Origin of the sequence: Paenibacillus sp. KS1, from assembly GCF_001680695.1 — a bacterium.
In the GTDB taxonomy this organism is placed as follows: Bacteria; Bacillota; Bacilli; order Paenibacillales; family Paenibacillaceae; genus Paenibacillus_B; species Paenibacillus_B suaedae.
This window is the reverse complement of sequence record NZ_MAIS01000024.1, coordinates 38,058-59,504: the sequence shown is the minus strand read 5'-3', so window position 1 is coordinate 59,504 and position 21,447 is coordinate 38,058. Positions and strand designations below refer to the sequence as shown.

The 21,447-nt window shown below is 46.1% G+C and carries 20 protein-coding genes; all 20 read left to right on the top strand.

Annotated features, from left to right (window positions below; genetic code table 11):
• Positions 1 to 7 precede the first annotated feature (7 nt).
• The 20 genes from rnz (at position 8) to chrA (ending at position 21,427) form a co-directional block, all read left to right on the top strand.
• Positions 8 to 925 (top strand): ribonuclease Z, encoded by a 918-nt coding sequence (rnz, locus tag BBG47_RS10460; RefSeq protein ID WP_065291692.1) that lies wholly within the window; start codon positions 8 to 10, stop codon positions 923 to 925.
• Between the two features lie 120 nt (positions 926 to 1,045).
• Entirely contained in the window at positions 1,046 to 2,041 is a 996-nt protein-coding gene (locus BBG47_RS10455; protein ID WP_065291691.1) for a metal-dependent hydrolase, read from the top strand.
• A gap of 470 nt (positions 2,042 to 2,511) precedes the next feature.
• The gene (locus BBG47_RS10450) at positions 2,512 to 3,606 is read left to right on the top strand and encodes a Gfo/Idh/MocA family protein (RefSeq protein ID WP_065291690.1); all 1,095 of its coding nucleotides are present in this window, start codon (positions 2,512 to 2,514) and stop codon (positions 3,604 to 3,606) included.
• Positions 3,607 to 4,080: 474 nt separating this feature from the next.
• Positions 4,081 to 4,911 (top strand): HAD-IIA family hydrolase, encoded by an 831-nt coding sequence (locus tag BBG47_RS10445; RefSeq protein WP_094183151.1) that lies wholly within the window; start codon positions 4,081 to 4,083, stop codon positions 4,909 to 4,911.
• 83 nt (positions 4,912 to 4,994) lie between these two features.
• Positions 4,995 to 5,882, top strand: a complete 888-nt coding sequence (locus tag BBG47_RS10440; protein WP_065291688.1) for a DNA-formamidopyrimidine glycosylase family protein — start codon at positions 4,995 to 4,997, stop codon at positions 5,880 to 5,882.
• Positions 5,863 to 6,774: a deoxyribonuclease IV gene (locus BBG47_RS10435; protein WP_065291687.1), complete on the top strand. Its 912-nt coding sequence runs from the start codon at positions 5,863 to 5,865 to the stop codon at positions 6,772 to 6,774. The genes BBG47_RS10440 and BBG47_RS10435 overlap by 20 nt, the downstream gene beginning before the upstream one ends.
• A 72-nt stretch (positions 6,775 to 6,846) precedes the next feature.
• On the top strand, positions 6,847 to 7,188 hold the full coding sequence (locus BBG47_RS10430) for a cyclic-phosphate processing receiver domain-containing protein (protein WP_065291686.1): 342 nt from the start codon (positions 6,847 to 6,849) through the stop codon (positions 7,186 to 7,188).
• On the top strand, positions 7,185 to 7,553 hold the full coding sequence (locus BBG47_RS10425; protein WP_021253903.1) for a thioredoxin family protein: 369 nt from the start codon (positions 7,185 to 7,187) through the stop codon (positions 7,551 to 7,553). The genes BBG47_RS10430 and BBG47_RS10425 overlap by 4 nt, the downstream gene beginning before the upstream one ends.
• A gap of 297 nt (positions 7,554 to 7,850) precedes the next feature.
• Positions 7,851 to 8,921, top strand: a complete 1,071-nt coding sequence (locus BBG47_RS10420) for an SAM-dependent methyltransferase (RefSeq protein WP_065291685.1) — start codon at positions 7,851 to 7,853, stop codon at positions 8,919 to 8,921.
• Positions 8,922 to 9,109: 188 nt separating this feature from the next.
• Complete coding sequence (locus BBG47_RS10415; protein WP_065291684.1) at positions 9,110 to 10,636, top strand: serine/threonine protein kinase; 1,527 nt, start codon at positions 9,110 to 9,112, stop codon at positions 10,634 to 10,636.
• A complete protein-coding gene (locus BBG47_RS10410) occupies positions 10,633 to 11,889 on the top strand; it encodes an SAF domain-containing protein (RefSeq protein ID WP_065291683.1) in 1,257 nt (418 codons plus the stop codon). Before BBG47_RS10415 ends, BBG47_RS10410 begins: the two co-directional genes overlap by 4 nt.
• A gap of 60 nt (positions 11,890 to 11,949) precedes the next feature.
• Positions 11,950 to 12,687, top strand: coding sequence for a ParA family protein (locus tag BBG47_RS10405; RefSeq protein ID WP_065291682.1), 738 nt, complete (start codon positions 11,950 to 11,952; stop codon positions 12,685 to 12,687).
• Positions 12,674 to 13,498 (top strand): hypothetical protein, encoded by an 825-nt coding sequence (locus BBG47_RS10400; RefSeq protein ID WP_065291681.1) that lies wholly within the window; start codon positions 12,674 to 12,676, stop codon positions 13,496 to 13,498. Before BBG47_RS10405 ends, BBG47_RS10400 begins: the two co-directional genes overlap by 14 nt.
• A 3-nt stretch (positions 13,499 to 13,501) precedes the next feature.
• Positions 13,502 to 15,424 carry an ATPase, T2SS/T4P/T4SS family gene (locus BBG47_RS10395; RefSeq protein WP_065291680.1) on the top strand — a complete coding sequence of 641 codons (1,923 nt, stop codon included), beginning with the start codon at positions 13,502 to 13,504 and terminating at the stop codon, positions 15,422 to 15,424.
• Between the two features lie 196 nt (positions 15,425 to 15,620).
• Positions 15,621 to 17,450, top strand: a complete 1,830-nt coding sequence (locus BBG47_RS10390) for a GTPase SAR1 (RefSeq protein WP_254659798.1) — start codon at positions 15,621 to 15,623, stop codon at positions 17,448 to 17,450.
• Between the two features lie 18 nt (positions 17,451 to 17,468).
• Complete coding sequence (locus tag BBG47_RS10385; protein ID WP_021253895.1) at positions 17,469 to 17,939, top strand: hypothetical protein; 471 nt, start codon at positions 17,469 to 17,471, stop codon at positions 17,937 to 17,939.
• A 99-nt stretch (positions 17,940 to 18,038) separates the two neighbouring features.
• Positions 18,039 to 18,413, top strand: coding sequence for a hypothetical protein (locus BBG47_RS10380; RefSeq protein ID WP_065291678.1), 375 nt, complete (start codon positions 18,039 to 18,041; stop codon positions 18,411 to 18,413).
• Positions 18,414 to 18,424: 11 nt separating this feature from the next.
• Positions 18,425 to 18,976: a hypothetical protein gene (locus BBG47_RS10375; RefSeq protein ID WP_065291677.1), complete on the top strand. Its 552-nt coding sequence runs from the start codon at positions 18,425 to 18,427 to the stop codon at positions 18,974 to 18,976.
• Positions 18,963 to 19,937, top strand: coding sequence for a hypothetical protein (locus tag BBG47_RS10370; RefSeq protein ID WP_065291676.1), 975 nt, complete (start codon positions 18,963 to 18,965; stop codon positions 19,935 to 19,937). The genes BBG47_RS10375 and BBG47_RS10370 overlap by 14 nt, the downstream gene beginning before the upstream one ends.
• 266 nt (positions 19,938 to 20,203) lie before the next feature.
• Positions 20,204 to 21,427, top strand: coding sequence for a chromate efflux transporter (gene chrA / locus BBG47_RS10365; protein ID WP_065291675.1), 1,224 nt, complete (start codon positions 20,204 to 20,206; stop codon positions 21,425 to 21,427).
• Positions 21,428 to 21,447 lie beyond the last annotated feature (20 nt).

Genomic DNA, 21,447 nt, shown 5'->3' with positions numbered 1-21,447 from the left:
CACGAGTATGGATATATACTTCTTAGGAACAGGAGCGGGTATGCCGACAACTAGGCGCAATGTAAGTAGTATGGCGCTGCGTCTGTATGAGGAACGCGGATCCTTCTGGATGTTCGACTGCGGGGAGGGAACCCAGCATCAAGTGCTGCAATCCCCATTAAAGCTAGGCAAGTGCGAATTTATTTTTATCACCCATTTGCACGGGGATCACATTTTCGGGTTACCGGGACTATTGTCCAGTCGTGCCTATCAAGGTGGAGTTTCTCCACTCACCGTCTTTGGCCCGGTGGGACTGCAACGATTTATACATACTGTGTTCGAATTAAGTGAAACGCATCTTCCTTACGAGCTTCATATTCAGGAGGTGGAGTCTGGAGTCATCTGGGAAGATGAACAATTTGCGGTTACGGCACTGCCTCTTGAACACCGTGTTCTATCCTTAGGTTATCGAGTGCAGCAGAAGGAGAGGCCAGGCAGACTTGATTTGAATCTGTTAAAGGAAAAGAATCTGCCGCCGGGGCCGTTATATGGACAACTGAAACGAGGGCAAGATATTGTGCTGCCATCTGGTGAATTGGTAGAAGCGTCTTCTGTTCTTGGAAGCCCAATTCCCGGTAAGTCAGTGACGATACTTGGCGACACTCGTCCATGTGAGAATGCAATCAAGTTGGCTCAAGGTGTTGATCTGCTTGTGCATGAGGCAACCTTCATGGACGATAAACGTGAAAATGCAAATGAGTTTGGCCACAGTACGGCTAGGCAAGCTGCACAAATCGCAGTATCAGCAGGCGTTAAGAAGCTAACGTTAACCCATTTCAGTTCACGATACAATGATGAACGGATGGAGGAACTGCTGCAGGAGGCGTGCGAATTATTTTCTAATACCGTTCTTGCTGATGAACATACGATCGTTACAACATCTTAATATCACCACAATGCACCGTTAATGGTTCCTCGATACGCTATCCATAACTGGGTTAGTTGGATATGCAATTGCCTAGGCAATTGTATGTTCAGCAACCGTGATGCTAAGGAGGAGTTATGGATGGATACAGCGAGTCATTTGCTGCTTGGGACTTCATTGGCTGGAGCTGCTTGTCTGCACCCTCAGGTTGCGGAGCAGCCGGGATTGTTCTCTGCAATCTTGACCGCCACACTCATTGCTTCACATGCACCTGACTTTGATGCAATTACACGAGTTCGCAGCTATGCTGCCTATTTGCGCCACCATCGGGGCATTACTCATGCGATTCCAGCATGGTTCGTATGGCCAATTGTCATTGGTCTTCCGATCTCATGGTTATTTCAAGTGGGGGACGAGTGGCCGCTCGTTCTGCTGTATACTTGGCTTGCAATCATGGTGCACATTGGCTTGGACTGGCTGAATGCATATGGAGTTCAAGCTGGAAGGCCTTTTTCGCTCAGATGGCTTCATGCTGATGTATTATGTTTGTTTGATCCTTTCCTATTTGTCGTTCATCTAATAGGGGTGATTAGCTGGTTATGGCTGACGCGAACAGATGCTGCATGGTTATTTATCGGAGGATATGCGGTGACTCTGTTGTATATCGTGTGGCGTTGGAAGGTTCACCAGCGTCTCCTGCATCGATTGCAGGAGCAATTTCCAGGCGGCCTTCATTATCAACTTGTTCCAGAGGTCACTTGGCTTAGCTGGCAGTACGTTGTTGAGTATGAACAGCATTATGAGACAGGTTGGATACGGCACTGCAATCCGTTGCGGTTATCGTCAGCTGTAACTTTTGAGAAACACAGCATATACAACAAAATGTTCATAGACGACCGAGTTATGGAGCCGGCCCTAATGACAGATGGAGTACGGGCATTTCTTGGATTTGCTGAACGAGTGATCGTTCGAACACAGCGCTGGAGCGATGGCTACAAAATCATATGGAATGATGTTCGCTTCTGGCATCGAAGAGGGCTGCCGTTCGGCGTTGAGGTAGAGCTTGATGAGCAGCTTCGAGTAGTTAGAACGAAAGTCGGTTGGAGTAAAAAAGGCTGGGAGCCTCCTTATGTATAACAGAAACGTACAGCTTGAATAGCTGCAACATTCCAACTGAGAATAATATGCAAAGTGAATCTACATTAGGAATGACTGGCTCATCTACAAGAAACGGAGCAATCCGTTTCTTTCTTTTTCATCAAGGTTATGGTACAAGTCGTTGGTGATTTACTTGAGATCCAGCAGTCTGAAACGAGCGGAAGGGGAAAAGTAGGGGAGTAGAAAGGCAATTGTACATAAAAGTTTCCCGGGAAAGCGCAGAACCTGACAAATAGTCCGGCTTGCAGCTTGTTTGCATCACGCACTGCCTGCAATCGACAGTCTCTGACATCACTCTTCGTCGAAGCGACGCCTTGTTGAGCCGTATATATGCTCTTGCCAGCCTTGTAATGGTTATTTACAATGTAGAAATAAGTTATTTCATTTCCCAAGGCACTTCTATTCGAAACATCTTAGTCGTTGCTGGATACATGGAAGGTGGATCTGCTATGAATACACTTGGATTTACGATCGTAGGCTTCGGAAATATCGCTAAGACGCATATGATTGCACTGCGTACGATGCCGATTATCAAGCAGCTTCCCGTTACACCGGTATTGAATACACTCGTTACCCGTCGACCTGAACAGACGTTGGATCAGGCACGCCAAATTGGCTTTGTACATGTTACTTCCTCCTTGGAAGAAGCTTTGCAATACGATGGAGCGGAAGCAATTAGCATTTGCACGCCAAATGCGCTCCATGCTGAGCAAGTCCGTATGGCGGTTCAATATAATCAAGCCATCTATTGCGAGAAGCCAGTAACAGAAAGTGCCGCTTCTACCGCGCAATTGCTGAAGGATGTCCCTTCAACACTGACACAGCAGCTTGCATTTGTCTATCGTTATCATCCGGCAGTTATGCGGATAAAGGCATGGCTGGAAGAAGGGATTATCGGCGATGTGCTTCAGTGCAGACTGGCATATTTGCGTTCAGGATATTTAAGTGATGCCAGGCCTTACAGTTGGCGGGTAGACAACTCGTTATCTGGAGGAGGAGCTATTACGGATATCGGTGTTCATGCACTTGATTTACTCCGTCATTGGTTTGGTGAAATGAAGAGTGTGGATGGCAATACCGAAACATTTATTAAGAGCCGTAGAGCAGGAAACGGAACGGACGAACGGTTGGCTGTTCATGTAGATGATTGGGCACTTATGAATTATGTAACAGAGCAAGGCATTCAAGGAATCGTGGAAGTATCCCGTATTGCATTAGGTGAGGATGCGTTCCGTGTGCACATTGTTGGAACGAAGGGCAGCATCACTTGCGATTTGGAAACCGATAAGAAACCACAGCTGCATCTAGTCAGCGGTCGTCATGGGGCGACACCAGAACCAGAGTCACTTGCATTGCTTCCTGATGAGAAGGCAACAATGGGCATATTCCAGGACAGTCATTTCGCTGCGCTGCATCACTTTATTTTGCGCCACTGCGGGGATGAGCGTTGGGATAACTTGGCTCCAACACTTGAAGATGGGCTTGTCGTAGAACGCTTGGTAGATCAAGTGATTCACGCCTCACAAGCACGGAAGCAGCGGTAACAGTCAGAAGCACACAGAATGTAGGCGCAAGATCTTCAATCCCAACACGCCAAGCATGGCTCCCGCCCCTCTACATGGGAATAGCGGGAGTTGTTCTATTTCATCGCGTCTGTTCTATGTATCGGAACACTCACTAGCGGCGGGAGTTCTCTACAATCAATAGGAAGCGAATAGGAATCGCCCTTGGATTTGATAAGGGGCTCTGTCCTTTTGGCTCGGAATTGCGTATACTAGCATTGATTCAACTGTATGGGCTTTGATGCTATGGATATCAGGGCAACAATCTGTGGGGGACTCCAGACAGGTTTTGATTTTGAATCCAATATGTGCTGGGGGATTTTCAGATTCTCTATTCGATGATTTGATGAGTACTTCCCATTAGATGGTGGAACGATTGTTCTTGCAGGTAGGTTGCTATTTTCCACAGCATGCTGCAGGCATGTGTTAGGCAAGGAAGGAACGTGTATAGAAATGATGACAGAAAAATCGCGCAACAGCATATATGCGCTTATCGATTTAGATGGAACCATGTATCATGGGACTTCTCCGATTGAAGGAGCGGACAAGCTAATAGAGGAGCTTGGCCAACTTAGAGTTCCTTATCTGTTCGTAACAAACAATTCAACGCGCACGCCGGAAGAAGTGGCCAATCACTTGCAGCATTTTGGTATTTCTGCGGGTGCTCAAGATGTTCTCACCTCTGCTCAAGCGGCTGCATCGTATATTCAGAAGAGATTTTCGGATAAAATGGTATTCATGATAGGCGAGCTTGGCTTGCAGCAGGCGCTGGAGGATACCGGAATATCGTGGACGGATCAAGTAGATGATGTGTGGAATTCTGAGATTGGAGTTGTCGTTCAGGGCTTGGATCGGAGCTTGACTTATGCCAAATTGGAGGCAGCTGCTTGTGCCCTACGTGGGGGAGCTGTATCCATCTTGACTAATCCAGATGTTATGCTGCCATCAGATCGTGGATTTTCCCCTGGAGCAGGTACAATAGGTGCCGCTCTCCAATCCGCTTCTGGTGTGGAACCTATTATTATCGGGAAACCAAGTGAAATTATTATGGATGAAGCAATGAATAGGCTTGGGTGTACGGCACAGGACGTTATCGTTATTGGAGACAATATGATGACTGATATTCTTGCCGGAGCGAATGCAGGATGCCGCACAGCACTTACCTATACAGGAGTAACGACGCCTGACAATTATGATTCATTTTGTGCTCGTGCCGGTGTGGAGCCAAACATGGTGTTTCATAACATGAAGCAAGTACGTGAATGGTTCATTAAGGAAATGCTATAATGTATATCTTGGAATGTGAATGATTTAATTAATAACATAAAATACAAGGCGATCATGAAAGTGATTAGGAAGGAAGATGCAAGGTGCCGGAAATTCCAGAAATGGAACGCTACCGCAAACAGCTGGATCAGTTGATTACTGGAGAACGCATTCGCAGCCTTCATGTACAGCGTGAATCTTGGTTGAATACGGATCTCCATAGCTTGACAAATGGCTTGGTTGGAAGACAAATTCTGTATATTGAACGCAAAGGGACAGATTTAATATTGCATCTTGATGATGGCCGTAGGCTTGTTCTTCATATAGGAACCGGTAGTCGTATGGAAGCAGTTTCTACCCTTCAAGCAGTTGCTCAAGGAGCATCAGGACATATAGAACCAGATGAAGAACAACAACTTGATGTCTCCCATGCACAATTCGCAATTACTACCGATCATGCACAGATGTACATTCATGGTGCACGAAGCTGCCAGATTATGTGGTTAACAGCGAAGCGGGTGGAGGAAATGCATCTCGAGATGGGGCCAGACCCTTTATCTCGCTATTTGACAGCAGAGCGCTTCGCTCAGCGGTTCGCTAAGCGTCGTACGACTTTGAAGTCCGCATTGACCAATCCAAACATTATCGCTGGGATAGGAAGTCAGTTGGCGGATGATATCGCATTTGCTGCTGGACTGCTCCCAACTGTACGTACGGAGAAGCTTGAATCAGAACATTGGAATCGTGTGTTTTACGCGATGCTTGATGTGTTGCATATTGAAATTGAGCAAGATGGTTTAGTGAATACGCAGACACAACAACACCAGCCCGAAACAGGGGAAACAACGGGCATAACCATTCATGGCAAGACAGGAGAACCTTGTCCGAAATGCGGCACAGCGATTGAAGTCACGATGATTCAACGTCGTCCTGCGAACTTCTGTCCACATTGCCAGATTGATCCTGCAGCGGATGGCTCCGAACAAGAATGAATCCCGCCATGCTGCGCGCGCATTTGGTTGTCATTTGCCTTTACGGGGAGGATATGCGCACGCAGCGCGATTGGCAGTTCAACTGCAGCAGGCAGCAGGAGTTCGAAGTTATCAGTTTTTTAGCAAAAATCCGCGAGGCTTATCGATCAAAAGCGGATATGAGGCCGATGCTCAGACTGCGCGTGAAATCTGTTCAGAGCATGGCATCCAGTCCATTGCTCATACGCCATATCCGACAAATTTAGCTGTGGATGCAAGCCGTTCACCTGAGAAGTTTCAGCTTACGGTTCAGTCATTACTGAACGATCTTATGATTGCAGAGGCTTGTGGAGCGGTAGGGATTGTCGTACATTTTGGTTCGTATAAGGGGATCTCAAGTACACCCGCCACAGATGCGGAGAAGCTGAGTTGCTACGAAAATATTATTGTTACACTGAACACTGTTCTTTCCGTATGGAGTGGTCGAGCTAAGCTGCTGATTGAGAATCAGGCCGGGAATCACGGTGGGTTAGGTGCTACGTTGGAAGAATTGGTGAGTATCCGGCAATTCAGTCAATATCCCGAAAAGATCGGTTTTTGCTTCGATACCTGTCATGCGTACGCAAGTGGCTTGTGGAACCCCTCTGCAACGAATGAACTTCTCATGGCGGGGAACCAGCATGACTTTTGGAAACATGTGCATGCAGTTCATTTAAATGATTCTCGCGATCCATATCGTTCCAAGCAAGATCGTCATGCAAATTTGGGGCAAGGGTATATTGGAATTGACGGATTTACGGAGCTCCTCAGAGCGAAGGAATTGGAGCGAAGCATGTTCGTGCTGGAGACGCCAGGCGATGCTTCTGGAGGGCATATGCGGGAATGGAAGCTTATCCAGGATATTTTGCAGTAGGCCAATCATTGTACGGTAGTTATGCTGCTGCTTGTTATCAATGGGCATCGGATAGGTAAGGAAGTGATAATGATGATACATGTGTACTTGGATGATTACCGTCGCTGTCCAGAAGGCTTCGTGCTTGCTCGCAATGCGGAAGAGTGCCTTCTGCTATTGGAACATGAACAAGTGGGGATCCTGTCCTTGGATCATGATTTGGGTGAAGATGAGCGAACGGGAACGGAACTAGTTCGAGAAATGGTTGTACGTGGCTTATATCCGCAGACTGCGATTTATTTGCATACGTCGAGTATGATTGGTAGAAAGCGAATGTTCGAGATGCTCTATGCGAATAAGCCTGAGCATGTTGAACTGATTAATGGGCCGATGCCAGAGTCTTTGCTGATGCGGATACGAGGAAATAAGGTATGATTGAAATTTCGGAATTACAGCTGAAGGCAGCACAGGTGCAATCACAGAGCTTGTCTGCTGTAGAGCTGTTTTTTAGGCAATGGGATGCAGTATTCATACATAGTCCTTTTTGTGGGACTTGCCAGTTAGCATCTCGGATGCTGAACATTGTAGAAGTAACGAATCCGAAGTTGGAAATAGCGGCGGTCAATGTCAGCTCTATTCCTGTATGGGTGAACGCATTACGAATTGAAAGTGTCCCTTGTCTGCTTGTATGGGATCATCGAGAAGGCATGGGTAGCGTTGACAAGATATATGCCTTTCATTCTGTATCTCACATTTATGAACGTTTGAATCCTAGGAGAGAAGAGGAGACCTCTTCATAAATTTAATCCTAATGTGAGTAAGGAGCAGCTCGTAACTCAAACATTCAGTAGAGAATATTTGAATGTACTTATAGGGCTGTTCTTCATACAAGGATTATGCTGGTTAATGGCCGGACGCAGAATGATCTGATACACCTGATTGGGTGTCCCGTGTTGATTGTCTTAAGCAAGGAAATGTTCCGAATCGTGTAGTTTCGGCAGATAATTAATGACGTAAATAGATTACAATTGGTTAACATAATGAAATGGAAACAGCTGAAGCAAGTTAAGTTGCTTAGCATTTGGAGGTTGCACTGCTTGGAATTATTACATCCGCTACAATTAGACACAAATTATGAATATGGATCACACTGGATCGTCACGTCCAATCATGGCTATATTGCCTACGCGCAGGAAGAGTGGCGAAGAAGGTTCGGTCAGTTGAAGAGTCGAATGATGGTTTCTGGTGAAATTGCACTAATGGAATTGCCTATTGATCGCAACGAGGTATTCCAAGCGATGGAGTCTGAGCCGACGATGTTCATTCGCTATTTGCAACCGGTTGACATTGCATTCGATATTCAAGCATTGCAGACTGACACAGTTCAATCATTTGACAGTTTGCTTACTCATTTGATTCATGATCTAGAAGGTCCTATAGAGGGCATGCGACTAGGCGTCCATGTTCGTTCCAGCGCATCGGGTGATTCACTCGACAAGGAACTTCGAGATGCGCTGCGTGCTGCTGTTGAGCGTACTGGAGCGTCTGTCGCGATCCAAGATCCCGAGCGAATTGTATCCTTATTTATTCATGATGGCGTTGGCTATGCAGGCCTCATGACAACAGCTGAAGCGGGTTCAGATTGGCCAGGAGGTACGGTACGCTTCCGCAAGGAAGAGGGGCAGGTATCTCGAGCAAAGTTCAAACTTCTTGAGGCGGAACGGACTTTCGGTTTGGACTTTACGGCTTATCGGAATGCCCTTGATATTGGAGCTGCGCCAGGAGGTTGGACAAGTCTTCTTCTGGAGCGAGGCGTACAAGTTACTGCAGTCGATCCTGCTGCAATGCATCCAAGCTTGATTGATCATCCGAACTTGACTTACTATAAGAGCAATGCAGGGGACGTGGCTTTGGAACCTGGAGAATTCGATTTGCTCGTATGCGACATGAGCTGGAGCCCTAAAGTTACAGCGCAGCTTGTTATTGGCTTATTGGATTCGGTTATGCAAGGCGGTACTGTCATTGTGACTGTAAAGCTGATGCACAAAAAACCGCTGCAGACAATACGGGAAGTGAAGGAAATGTTCCTTGAGCATCTTCACATTATTCGCGCGAAACAATTGTTCCATAATCGCGATGAAATCACTCTGTACATGATGAAGATGTAGCGTATGCTGCGGTGTACTGGCATTGCCTGATTGGGAAGTTTAGTATTCTTTAGAAAAAAGACTAGACATATACTTCCGAATGGCATAAAATAACAACAAATGAATATGAGCGAAGGGAAGCACCCTGATTGTTCCAAACCGATAGGTTTGCAATCAGGGTGCTTTTTTTGTCGCCTGGAGGGAGAATTGTGGCGCATTCCATAACGAACCATTTGCAGGCAGGACACTTATTGCAAGACAGATATCGAATCGTTCGGTTGCTCGGAACAGGGGGAATGAGCGTTGTATATTTAGCCAATGACGAGCGATTGATCGGCAAGCAGTGGGCGATTAAGGAATCAAGACCAGCGGCGCAAGATGTGAGACAGCTTGTTCATGAAGCATCTATTTTAACATCGCTTCGACATCCACATCTTCCGCTTATTGTGGATTTCTATCCACCTGATGCCAGCGGCAGAGCATATCTGGTGATGGAGTATATTGAAGGGCACACGATAGCGGATCGGCTGCGCATGAAGCCTCTAAGTTTTGAAGAGACGATGCATATTGTCATTCCGGTATGTGAAGCGCTTGCCTATTTGCACCGGCAGAATCCGCCCGTTGTATTCCGAGATGTAAAGCCATCTAATATTATGCTGGCGAAGGATGGCCAGGTGAAACTTATTGATTTTGGAATCGCTAGGAATGTGAATCCTTTATCTAATCAAGATACGGTTAAGCTTGGTACAGTAGGCTTTGCTGCTCCGGAGCAATATCGGGGACAACAGACCGATGCAAGAACGGATCTATATGGGGTAGGTGCACTCATTAGTCATATGTTGACCGGCGGCATATGGAAGGGAGAGCGTCCGCTAACCGCATCCATGCTGGCAGAAGATGTGCCAGAGAGCGTTTTTTCGGTACTGACACGATTACTCGCAAAGCGGCCTGAAGAACGCTATCAAACTGCTGATGAACTAATTGATCATCTACGACGTTACTATTCAGGACAATCTGAAAGCCAAGGAGTTAACCGTGATGAGGTCAATACATGGCAAGCCTCGAATGCAGGGGTGGTGATTGCTTTTCTGGGTGCTGCTTCAGGACTTGGAACTACACAATCAGCGCTCATGTGTGCCGCCATGCTTGCGAAGAAGGGGCGGAAGACGCTATATATCGATGCTAATGTTAAAGATCCATCTCTTGTTCCATTATTGGCTCAGGAATATGAGGGTGAAGAGGAGCTGTATTTAGCTGATGGGGATATGTTCAAATTGTTTGGAGTGGATTGCATGGAATGGAAGTATGGTACGAATCCAATGCCACCCTTGCTCGGATTCTATGACTATATTGTGTTAGACCTTGGTTGTGATGATCATGGAGAACGAATGGATGAATTCATGAGGGCTCATGTCCCTGTGCTCGTGGGAAGCCTGGCTCCTTGGAGAAAGAGTGATTGTACAACAATCGTTGGGGAATTTGAGCGAAGAGGGTTCCATCGTTGGGTACTAGGCATTCCTTATTCGAATCGTTTTTATCCTGGTGGAACAGTGAAAGGACGAGGAGCAAAGGTTACCTCCTACATTCCGATTCAAGCAGATCCGTTCGCATGTTCGGACGATACAGCCCTTTGGGTGGAACAATTAGTTGGTCCGATACAACGGGGAGGGCTTATCTATCATTTGCGGCGATGGATGAGTCGGAATAGAACAGAGAGAGGAGAGAGAAGAAGTTGAGAAGATGGACGAGGAAGACCAAGCAGATGATTGCGGCGTCGGTAGGAGGAGCAGCGGTAGCTGGGCTGCTTGTAGGAGGGTATCACTATTGGGCAATTGGCCAGAATGATGCGGCACAGCGTAAGGCAGCAGCGCAATATGAAGATGAGATTGCCAAGCTGCGCAAGCTTGCAGATGCTGAACTGCAAAAACGAACAAGCGTCTGGGTTTTCAATCAGCCACTTCTTGCAGGCAAGCGCATTCGATCCGATGATATTGCCAAGATTGAGATGTCGTCAGACCTAGCCCCGAAACAGGCGTTGAATCATCCTGATCAAATTATCGGGAAAGTATTGAAGATTGACACGGTTCCCCGAACACCCGTGATATCTACAATGCTATATGAAGATGGGAAGATGTCTGATGATTTGCGCTGGGTGGAGACAGCGGTTATTCAGCTTCCTTTACGACTGCAAGAGAAGGATATGATTGACGTACGAATCCGCTTTCCGAATGGTCAAGACTATATCATCCTTAGCAAGAAAGAGATTAAGAGCATGCAATATCCGACCATTTGGGCACATATGGACGAACAAGAAAGGCTGCTGTTCTCAAGTGCTTGTGTCGATGCTTTTGTTAATGGTGGACAAATCTATGCGCTGCGATACATTGAACCTCAAATACAAAATGAAGCGGTGCCAAATTATCCGGCCAATGAGCAAGTGTTGAAGTTGATTGAGGCGGATCCGAGTATTGTAAAGAAGGCAGATACAGCATTGACACGATTGGTTCGATCACGGATGGAGAAGGAATGGGAACGACAGAGTGCCAACAAGAGTCTAGCAGATGGTTGGAACAACATGGAGGGGAACCGAACAGATGCAAGCTATGTTTCTACGCATGGAGAGGGTTCGGCTGAAGTTTCAGGATACTCACCTTTAACCGGCAGAGCTGGGGCACCTATTCGTAATTCACCATTTGTTGGACAACCTGGTTCTAATTCCGTGCAGTCCACGGATCTGTCATCTAATGAAAATCAACGGGAGACGGGTGTAGTCCAACAAGATAACGATACTCGAAAACAGCCAAATCCGAAGAATGGTGAGCAAGGCATCGCTAAGAAGGGGAGCACTATTACTCATGATGCCGAGAATCACCAAGATAAGATACTGAACCGGGACAATCTGAATAAAGAATCGACGGGAGAGGTATCGACAGGGGAAGAGGTCAGCTCTATTTTCTCAGAAGCGATACCGAGCTCAAAGAAGCAGTAGCGAAGAGGATTTCTGTCAAAGAGTAGTTATAAAGATGAATATACAGGAGGAGTTAGGAAAATGACGATCGGTATATTCGTGGGCGCTTGCGATAAGAGCGATCATGTAGTGGCGCTAGCGACGTTCCTAACGAGATTAGAGAAGAAGGTGCTTATTGTTGATGCAACAACAACAAGACGGATTGGGACTGAGACAGGGCTGCTCATGCAATCTCAGCAACCTATTATGCACTGGAATGGTTATGATGTGCTGTCAGGAGCTATATCTTGGGACGATATGATTCAGTTGCTTGAACGGCATGGCAGCAGTGTTGAAGGCTACGACCATATCATTATTGACACGGATCGCGCATTGTTTTGTAATGCTGAACAATGGAAGCAGATCGACACTCGCTTGCTTGTGCAGACGATGGAACGATTTTCATTGCAGAAGAACAGAGAATGGCTGCAAGCATTCCAGCAGCAATACGACGGAGATGAGGAGCTTGAATTCGTGCCCATGATCCTGCGTTCGCTCATGCCGGAGGATGAGTTTGCGTTTATGATCGAATGGTATTATTCCGTATTTGAGCACCGGTGGGCTCGAGAATGTATCGCTATTGAAGAAGATGAGCGTAATTGGACTGCACGCATGTCAGATTTTCAGGATGGTCAATTGCAAGCATCCAACTATCCACGTGCTACGAAGCGTGCTTGGCGCATCCTTACTGAGCATTTCACCGGTAAACTGACAGAACGGGCATGGAAGCAGTGTTTAAGAACACCTAAGAAGGGACGAATGAAACATGTCGCTCTGTAAACATTGGATGATTTCGTCAATCGGAAGAGGCATGGCTGGAGGAACAACAGTTGCTGCGTGTACGGCAATTAGTCTCGCTTGGCACTATCGGATGAAAGTGCTGCTCATACATGTCAAAGGAAGAGGGGAAGGAGTTGAGAAGCTATTTCCTCCCGCTCTTGATGTTATGCGCCAGGCAGGAGCAGGCGGGCGGCTAATAACTCCGAACGGCTGGAGTGCTCTTGCACGCATGCTTCGACACCATCAAGTTGAGGAAGAATCGATCTCCTCCTATATGATAAGTGTGATGAGTCGATTAGATATTCTCCCTGGTTATGACTCAGAGGAGATGGGAGATACGCTGCATGAGCATCTTCTGCTTCACGTGCAGAGGCTAGTGAGCAAACGATATGATCTTGTGCTGTGGGATATGAATGAGCAGGATATAACCGCTTTGAAGCTCATTGGCAAAATGAATATGCAAGGTACCATCGCAGTGTTGCCGCAGAACCGGTCAGAGATCCATATCTCAATGGAGAAAGCAGGAAAAAGCGCAGATGCATTCGTGATAGGACAGTATGATGCGGATGTGAAGGTAAATCCTATGAACGTAAAACGTATGTATTCGCTCCACCAGCCCTTTTTCACAATGCCGTATGCAGCAGCTTACCGCAATGCTGCAGACGATAGAATGGTGATGGACTGGTATTTGCGCCAATCTCAGCGCCATGAACGAGGGAAACGATGCCCATTCATTTTAGAGAATATGAAGCTGAGTAAATATATTCTGGAAGAGTCCGGCTATCATCAAGGGAGAAAGGCAGGTGGATAGTGGATGTCAATTTGGGGCTATGTAGGATCCTCAATTTTGGGTGTTTCGGTTCTGCTCCTAGCGATGTTCGTTTGTTGGCGCTTGTTCCGTAACCCTAACAGACACACCTCTTATCCTACTAAGGATGAATGGACATGGGACTTGCTGGATCAAACAGTGAAGGATACGTTTCTTGCATGGACGAGTGATCTGCCGCTGGATTTGTACCGTAATGAAGAAGAATATTCTCGTGAAATGAATCGGCGTGTTTCTCTTCGCAAAACACTCCGTACATGCTGCAGTGGGGATGTCGCGGATAAAGAGTACATTAAGGAATGGATTGTGGATATGCTCAAAGAGCAAATTAAGCTCAGCAAAGGCAATTCCGAACAGTTATTACCGATAGATCGACCCGAGCTTTTAACTTCACAAGACAAATTCGATCTATTACTGTATGCCTTTAAAAAGCGGTACAGCTTCGATGCCTTGCATAGGTTAATCGATAAATATGGCTGGAGTGAGCGTAAACGCATACCGATGGCACAGGGTGTTCATCAAATGCACGATGTAATTACGGAGGAAGATATCGATGCAGCATATCGGTTAGAAAGGCTTCAATTCAGTTGGGAGGATCGGATCTGGATAATCGCACAGCGGTTGTATCAACGTTATAAGGGATTCTCTGTTATTGATGAGATACGCGACATGCGGATAGATGGTGTGTCAGGTGGAGTAAGTGGTATTCCAGATGAAGCCATGACAAGAGGGGGCTACTGGCAGAGTTCGAACACAGCTTCACCGACAAAGAATCAAGGGGATTTAGTTGCTGGCGGCCTACAGCGGGCATGTGATAGTGTATGGATCTTCTATAAGGGGAAGTCGATTCAACTTTCCTTCCTATCATTTGGTTCGGAGGCTGAACTGCGCCGGGTATGCCACAACATATATAAATACCAGACACCTGGATCATTAACGGAAGCGGACGGCTATCGGATCAATCATATGAAGGACGGGTCGCGTGTCGTTGTGCTACGTCCGCCATTTGCAGAATCTTGGTCATTCTTTGTTCGTAAGTTTGATACGCAGGTTGTAACACTTCAGCAGCTCATACGAGACAAGAACGCTGAGCTTCCTACTGAATTGCTTCATTTCTTAATGCGAGGGGCGAGAGTGACCGCCATCACAGGTGCGCAAGGATCGGGGAAGACGACTCTGTTAATGGCATTAATTCAATCGATTTATGCGTTCTATCCGCTTCGAGTACAGGAACAGGCTTTTGAACTGAATCTTCGTAAGTTATATCCCAGCAGGAATATCCTTACGCTCCGAGAGACAGAGCGCATAGCAGGTCAGGCTGGTTTGGACGTACAGAAGAAGACAGACGGAACTGTGCATATTTTAGGTGAGGTGGCAACGGATCCGGTTGCAGCTTGGATGGTACAGATGGCTCAAGTCGCAAGCCTGTTCACCGTCTTCACGCATCATGCCAAGACATTTCCTGATTTGGTGCTGTCGCTTCGGAACTCGTTGCTTAAGACGGGAATGTTCCATAATGAGTCGATAGCCGAGCAGCAGGTAAGCCAAGTGATTCACTTCGATGTTCATCTCTCTCGGGATGTCGAGGGCAAACGATATATTGAGCGCATTACAGAATGTATTCCACTTCTTAATCATAACGAAGGCGAAGAAATGATTGACACACAAAGTGATGCGAACATGACATGGGATCGCTATATCGAATCCTCACAGCGTGTGCACCGACATATGATGCGAACTCGCACCTTCACATACCGAAATATTATCGAATATCATCAAGGCCGATATTACCTCGTGAACCCGATATCCGTGAACCAGAGAGAAGCGATGGAAGCCGAAATGACTGCTGAGGATAAGCAACGATTCCGCGATTGGCTTGCTCAGGAGGGAGGATATTCGGTTGCTAGTTAGCAGCTTGTTACTATGGATTGCAAGCGGGGCAATAGCTGTCTCTTTCATGTTATGGATGTTGTCTAGAAAGTTAATGTCGACTGGGATTGCTGAGAATAGGGTACGTACCCATGGACATCAGAATGGAGTTAAGGCTCTCACACAAGTGTATAAAAAACTGCTGAGGGATGTCTATCGTTGGAGCTTGAGAGTTCCTATGCTAAAAAAGAAGACGGCGTCACTCCGCCAACAGCTTGCACCGTTATACAGTTATGACGAGTGGCTATTGCGTGAGCGAACAGCCTCCATACTGCTAGGGAGTGGAATAGCGATTCTCATTGCGCTCTCAATATTCGTCTCCTTCGATCAAAATCTGCTGTCATGGATCATGCTTATTGTTGTACTTAGTGTGGCGGAAAGTCTATATCGTGACGTTATGATCACACGTGCCGAAGTGAAGCTTCTTCATTTATCATCCATGTCGATTGGGCATATGAGACATGCCTATCATCGGTACAAGATGGTGGATGCTGCACTAGAAGATACGATTGAATGCTCGCACCCGATGCTCGCACCACATTTACAGCGTGTTGCGAAGTTGATTAGCGATCCCGATTCCGATTCCGCTATGGCTGCTTATGAGGAGGCAGCTCCGAATCGTTATTATAAGATGCTTGGAGGCTTATCCAAGTTGGTAGCTGAGTATGGTGATCCGAAGGGAACAGATGGTTCTTCCTATTTGAAGGGACTTGCCATGATTGTTCGTGAAATGCAAACAGAGCTCGTTATGCGTGCACGACTCGATTATCTGCTTGGGGGATTAAAAGCAATTGCCGTTATTCCCGTCCTATTTACAGATCCACTGGAAAGGTGGGCGACGACCTATTTTCCATCTATGGAATTGTTTTATCATTCGAAGCTTGGTTGGTGTCTGCAACTAACAGTTTTCTGTTCCGTCTTGATGTGCCATCGCATATTACAACAGCTTCATTGGATAAGCGCGATGGCTGAGGATCAATCACAGCGCACTGGGTGGATCAGAAGATTGCTGGAGCAGCGAATCATTCGAAGATTACTGGATGTCTGGGTGAACAGTAGGCAGATTGGGTCACTTAAGCGTGCTCAGCGCTTATTACATGAAGCAAACGAATCGATGACCTTAGGGCATTTCTATGGCCATCGCTTCATACACGCGATCGTAACTTGTGGAATCTGCTTTGTGTTAATTGTCTCATTGCACTTGGGATCTACGCGATGGATATGGAATCAGCTGAATACCAAATCGCTAGAAGCGGGACTAAGTATGGAGTTAACTAAGCAATGGATACTAAGTTCCAACCCAGAGACAGGCAATCACGGACTTCAACTCGCTCTGAAAACTGCGATCTTGAAGGAACACCCAGACTGGAGCTATCAACGAATCGAACAATCGACGAAGTCGCTCGTACCACTTGCTATTTATGATCGTGAGATGAAAGTTTCATGGTGGGAGGTTCTGCTTCCATTCACCGTTGGGTGGGGTGCATATTATACATTTGTTATGATTCTGCGGATCCGTATTCGGATTCGAAACTTGGATATGCGTACAGAGATCAGTCAAATGCAGTCTCTTTGCATGCTGCTGCGTGCTTTCGAGCGGATGACGGCTGAATCGATGATGGAGTGGATGAGTCGCTGCACGACTATGTTCCGCCGCCCTTTACAATTGTGTCTGCTTAATTGGGAGAGTGGTTCGGATCATGCGCTACAACAGCTGCGAATCCATGCGCCATATCCAGACTTCGTCAGGCTTGTGGACAAGCTGGAGCTAGCTCACAATCATATTCCGCTTAATGAGGCGTTCGATGATGCAGAGCAAGACTGGTTCTATGAACAGGATATGCTTAGACAGCATTATGAGACAAGTATCGAAGCCAAAGCAGGCTGGGGAAGGTGGCTGGGCTTCGCTCCGATGTATGCCTTAATTTTTTTGTATCTCGTGGTACCCCTTGTATGGATGAGCGCAGAGCAAATGCGTTCTTCCTTTGAACAAATCCGATCTCTATAACAAAGGAGTGTATAAAGTATGAATAATGCCCAATCTGCATTGAAGGTGGCAGCAGGAATTTTCCTTACCATTGCACTAATTACAATTGTTGTGTTGTTGTTCGTTAGTGCGCAGGAAGCGACAAAAACGGCTCAAAATGAATTTTCATCGATCCAGACAGAGTTAAGCAAGGCATCATTTACGGTTTATGATAATACCTCGGTTAGCGGTTCTCAGGTCATTAATGCAATACGTAAATTTTTCAAGCAAGATCAATTCGGGATTCGTGTTGTAACTGGTAAAAATCGTGCAGGAAAATCGGATGGAAATCATTATGGATATTACGTGCTGCCGAACGGTGAGATTGCGGGGAACAATCGAAATGACAGCATAGATTTGGCATTGAATGAATCATCTGATAACTACGTGAATCCTAGCGGAAAGTTTAAAGCAAAGCTAATCGTGGACTCCAGCAACGTAACAAGAGGGATTGTATTTGAACAGCAGTAAGATTCGGGGTGTCACCCTGTGTTTTCTTATATACATATCTCCACTGTGGAATTTTGGGAAACTTATATTTTGACATCAGTGCTTGAAAAGGGAGGCAGTATGCATAATGCGAGTCGAATAGCTGAACTAGCAGTAGCATCGATACTGTTTTTGGTCGCATTGACGGGGGCCTTACAACTCATTGGAAGTACGTCCTTTACGATTCGACAAGTAGATCATGCCAATCAAGTGAAGGATCGGAATGTTCGATCTACGATGGAGCCTATACGATCTAAGCCATTAACGGGAGCTGATGTCATTCTATTTATCAGTCAGTTGAGGGAGAATGTTGAGCTTGAGGTTGAAGGCATGAGCGTCAAATCTCCAATCCTCCTTGAGGATATTCAGTTTAATTCGATATCACGAACGAAACAATATCATCTTCATATCGAACGAAATGAAGATGGCGACATCCGTAAAATGATCTTCAGGTAGGAGGTAGCGGATTGGGCAATGCAGTAGTTAAGCTGCTTGGTGTGATGATAGGAGTGCTGCTGCTCTTTCTTTACCCGATATTAGAATCATATCAGCGGCAGGATGACCTAGCTGCGATGTATGTGCAGCGAAGTGCATCTACATTCTCAGATGCCGTAAGGGATAAGGGAGTGATCACTCCTGTCATGTGGAATGATTTTATGGCGGAAATGGAGAAGACGGGTAATGTATATGATGTGGTTGTTGAGCATTATGAGAAAAAGTATGATCCGATCTATAGGGATCCCGTTCAAGTCAATACATTTACTGGGGACTATCTAATCCGTTACCAACTAAACAATAAAGTGATGCTGATGGAAAAGCTGTTTCCGGGAGATGGACAATCTGTTGAATCTCCGTCCCGTACGTATAAGCTGAGCATTGGAGATTATTTCTATGTGTCCGTAAGCAATACGAATCGAACACGTGCGGCCATGATTTTGGACTGGCTGACAGGCTCATTTGGCCCAACTGAACGGATTCGTATTCCTGTCGGAGGAATGGTGCGAAATGAAAGTAGTTAAATTTTCAATAATCTTTGTTCTGATCTGTTTCCCTTTGTTTTGGGTGAATAAGCTACAAGCAAGAGAGGAAGCGAGCAAGCTGCAGCTTGAACTGAATTATAATGACGCTATGAATCAAGCCGTTGATGATGCAGCCCGTACACTGCAGATATCTGCTGTGTGGAAGGAGACGGAGGAAGGATATGAGTCACAGAAGCGGCTGGAACTGCGTCGTAATGATGCGGTTAATTCATTCTTTATGACGTTATTTCTTAACTTTGGTTTATGGAATGAGGAGAAAAAGCAGGATGAATTGAAGCGATATATTCCGGTGATTGCAATCATTGGCTATGATGGTGTTGATATGTATGCTGAGGATGAATATATCGGCCGAAATGGTGAATCCCAGATGCAGCATGTATGGAAGCCGAAGTTGCCTTATGGGTTTATGGATCAAGGTGGAAATGTGATCGGATTTACGTTAGATGACTATATTAACGTGTATCGTCCATCATCGGGGAGCTGGCTTGCAGGATATCAACGGGAGTTAAAAAGCACGGCTGCAGATGTTCCGATACTACAGGATGATCAGTTATTTGATGCGGTAAGACGTACGACAATCGTAGATACCATTCAACAAGCGCTGGCCAACACCATCAATGAACACAACGAACGGGCTTTACGAAATGGTGTCTCCTATACGTTAACCTTGCCTTCCATTTCAGATGAAGAATGGCATAATACCATCAACGACGTGGGTGTTATGGCCTTCATACAAGGTTTGCCTTTAGGCTATTCTTCGTATAATCATTATGCTCTCGGCGGCTCACGGCTGCTTAAGAGAAACAACTATCATGGCGTAATCATGAATGGCATTAAGTATGCATTCCCCGAAAAATGCGCTCCATCGAATGCTTTGGAATCCTATCATTTAGCAGCTGATGCGGCCAAACAAGGATATTTTTTGAAATCATGTCCCTAATGCGATTTCAACTTAATAGGGGTCTTTGCTGTAATACATATCGCAAAGCGACGTTTTAATGAGCCGTCCTGAAAACAGCAGGGAGGTTGTTTATTTTACTGTAAATTTGCTGGGGCTGTTCTGATTCACAAATTTAAACGCAGTTTGCACAATAATAAGATTATGTAAATCTATTGCTTCAATTCGGATGGTACCTCATCATATAAGAAATGAAGGAACAATGAAGATATATTCGTGCGAAATAGAAGAGGAGTAACAGGAATCGGATGAGAACCTATTGGCATGGAGTTAGAGAAACATTTGTGACCGCATTGCGGCTAGGATTGACTTCTTTTGGAGGGCCGGCTGCGCATATAGGCTACTTTCATAAAACCTATGTACAGCAGTTGAAATGGTTAGACGATCAGCAGTTTGCTGAATTGCAGGCGATTAGTCAAATGCTTCCCGGCCCATCCAGCAGCCAACTTGGAATTGGAATAGGTATGAGGAGAGCTGGATGGCTTGGAGGGGCGATGGCGTGGTTGGGCTTTACGCTGCCGTCTGCTTGTCTGCTTGCCTTATTTGCCTTCGGAATTAGTTGGCTGCCCAATCAGGATCCTGGGTGGCTGCAAGGATTGAAGCTTGCGGCAGTTCCGATTATTATTCAGGCGTTATGGGGAATGAATAAACAATTGACACCTGACGCGCTTCGAAGAACGATCGCAATTGTTGCCGCAATCCTATCCCTTCTTCTTACCGGTGTTTACGGACAGCTCCTTATTATGGGGGGGGCACTTGCTGCAGGTGTCGTTCTATACCGAAATCGGGCGGAACATAGCGAACCGGCGATCAGCACCAATCAAAACCAATATGAGTGCAATGAAGAAGGGAAGTCAAACATTTCACGTACATTTGCAAAATGGATGACACTGTTATTTTTCGGACTGCTTATCGGGCTGCCTATGCTGGCATATTATATACCAAGTGTTGTGACACAGCTTATGGAAGTCATGTATCGTACCGGGTCAGCGGTGTTCGGTGGCGGACATGTTGTCCTTCCTGTACTGAAGCATGAACTGATGACGGCAGGGTTGCTGGATGATTCTTCACTGCTCGCAGGGTATGGGGCAGCACAAGCAGTACCAGGGCCTTTGTTTACATTTGCAGCATTTGTAGGTGCTTCTATTCATTCAGGTGGATTTGGAATCGTTCTTGCCATCGTTGCTACTTTATTTATTTTTCTCCCTTCTTACCTGCTAATGGGGGCAATACTCCCTTATATGTCGCATGTTCGGCAATGGAGGAGTGTTCGGGCAGCTTTTCAAGGGATCAATGCCGCTGTTGTAGGGTTGCTGCTTGCAGCACTTTACGATCCTGTCCTCACAACATCGGTAACGAGTCCGATTCACATGTGTATCGTGCTAATTGGTATATTATCACTAATTGTATGGAGGCAATCGCCTTGGATTACCGTTCTGCTGTCAGCCATGCTAGGTATGCTGTTGTTGTAAGCGGTGATGTAAAGATTATT

Coding starts and splice junctions, on each gene's coding strand:
- BBG47_RS10380 (WP_065291678.1), top strand. CDS start 18,039: ATGCATAATGCGAGTCGAATAGCTGAACTAGCAGTAGCATCGATACTG.
- rnz (WP_065291692.1), top strand. CDS start 8: ATGGATATATACTTCTTAGGAACAGGAGCGGGTATGCCGACAACTAGG.
- chrA (WP_065291675.1), top strand. CDS start 20,204: ATGAGAACCTATTGGCATGGAGTTAGAGAAACATTTGTGACCGCATTG.
- BBG47_RS10455 (WP_065291691.1), top strand. CDS start 1,046: ATGGATACAGCGAGTCATTTGCTGCTTGGGACTTCATTGGCTGGAGCT.
- BBG47_RS10405 (WP_065291682.1), top strand. CDS start 11,950: ATGACGATCGGTATATTCGTGGGCGCTTGCGATAAGAGCGATCATGTA.
- BBG47_RS10400 (WP_065291681.1), top strand. CDS start 12,674: ATGTCGCTCTGTAAACATTGGATGATTTCGTCAATCGGAAGAGGCATG.
- BBG47_RS10390 (WP_254659798.1), top strand. CDS start 15,621: ATGCTAAAAAAGAAGACGGCGTCACTCCGCCAACAGCTTGCACCGTTA.
- BBG47_RS10430 (WP_065291686.1), top strand. CDS start 6,847: ATGATACATGTGTACTTGGATGATTACCGTCGCTGTCCAGAAGGCTTC.
- BBG47_RS10425 (WP_021253903.1), top strand. CDS start 7,185: ATGATTGAAATTTCGGAATTACAGCTGAAGGCAGCACAGGTGCAATCA.
- BBG47_RS10370 (WP_065291676.1), top strand. CDS start 18,963: ATGAAAGTAGTTAAATTTTCAATAATCTTTGTTCTGATCTGTTTCCCT.
- BBG47_RS10445 (WP_094183151.1), top strand. CDS start 4,081: ATGACAGAAAAATCGCGCAACAGCATATATGCGCTTATCGATTTAGAT.
- BBG47_RS10385 (WP_021253895.1), top strand. CDS start 17,469: ATGAATAATGCCCAATCTGCATTGAAGGTGGCAGCAGGAATTTTCCTT.
- BBG47_RS10395 (WP_065291680.1), top strand. CDS start 13,502: ATGTCAATTTGGGGCTATGTAGGATCCTCAATTTTGGGTGTTTCGGTT.
- BBG47_RS10450 (WP_065291690.1), top strand. CDS start 2,512: ATGAATACACTTGGATTTACGATCGTAGGCTTCGGAAATATCGCTAAG.
- BBG47_RS10435 (WP_065291687.1), top strand. CDS start 5,863: ATGGCTCCGAACAAGAATGAATCCCGCCATGCTGCGCGCGCATTTGGT.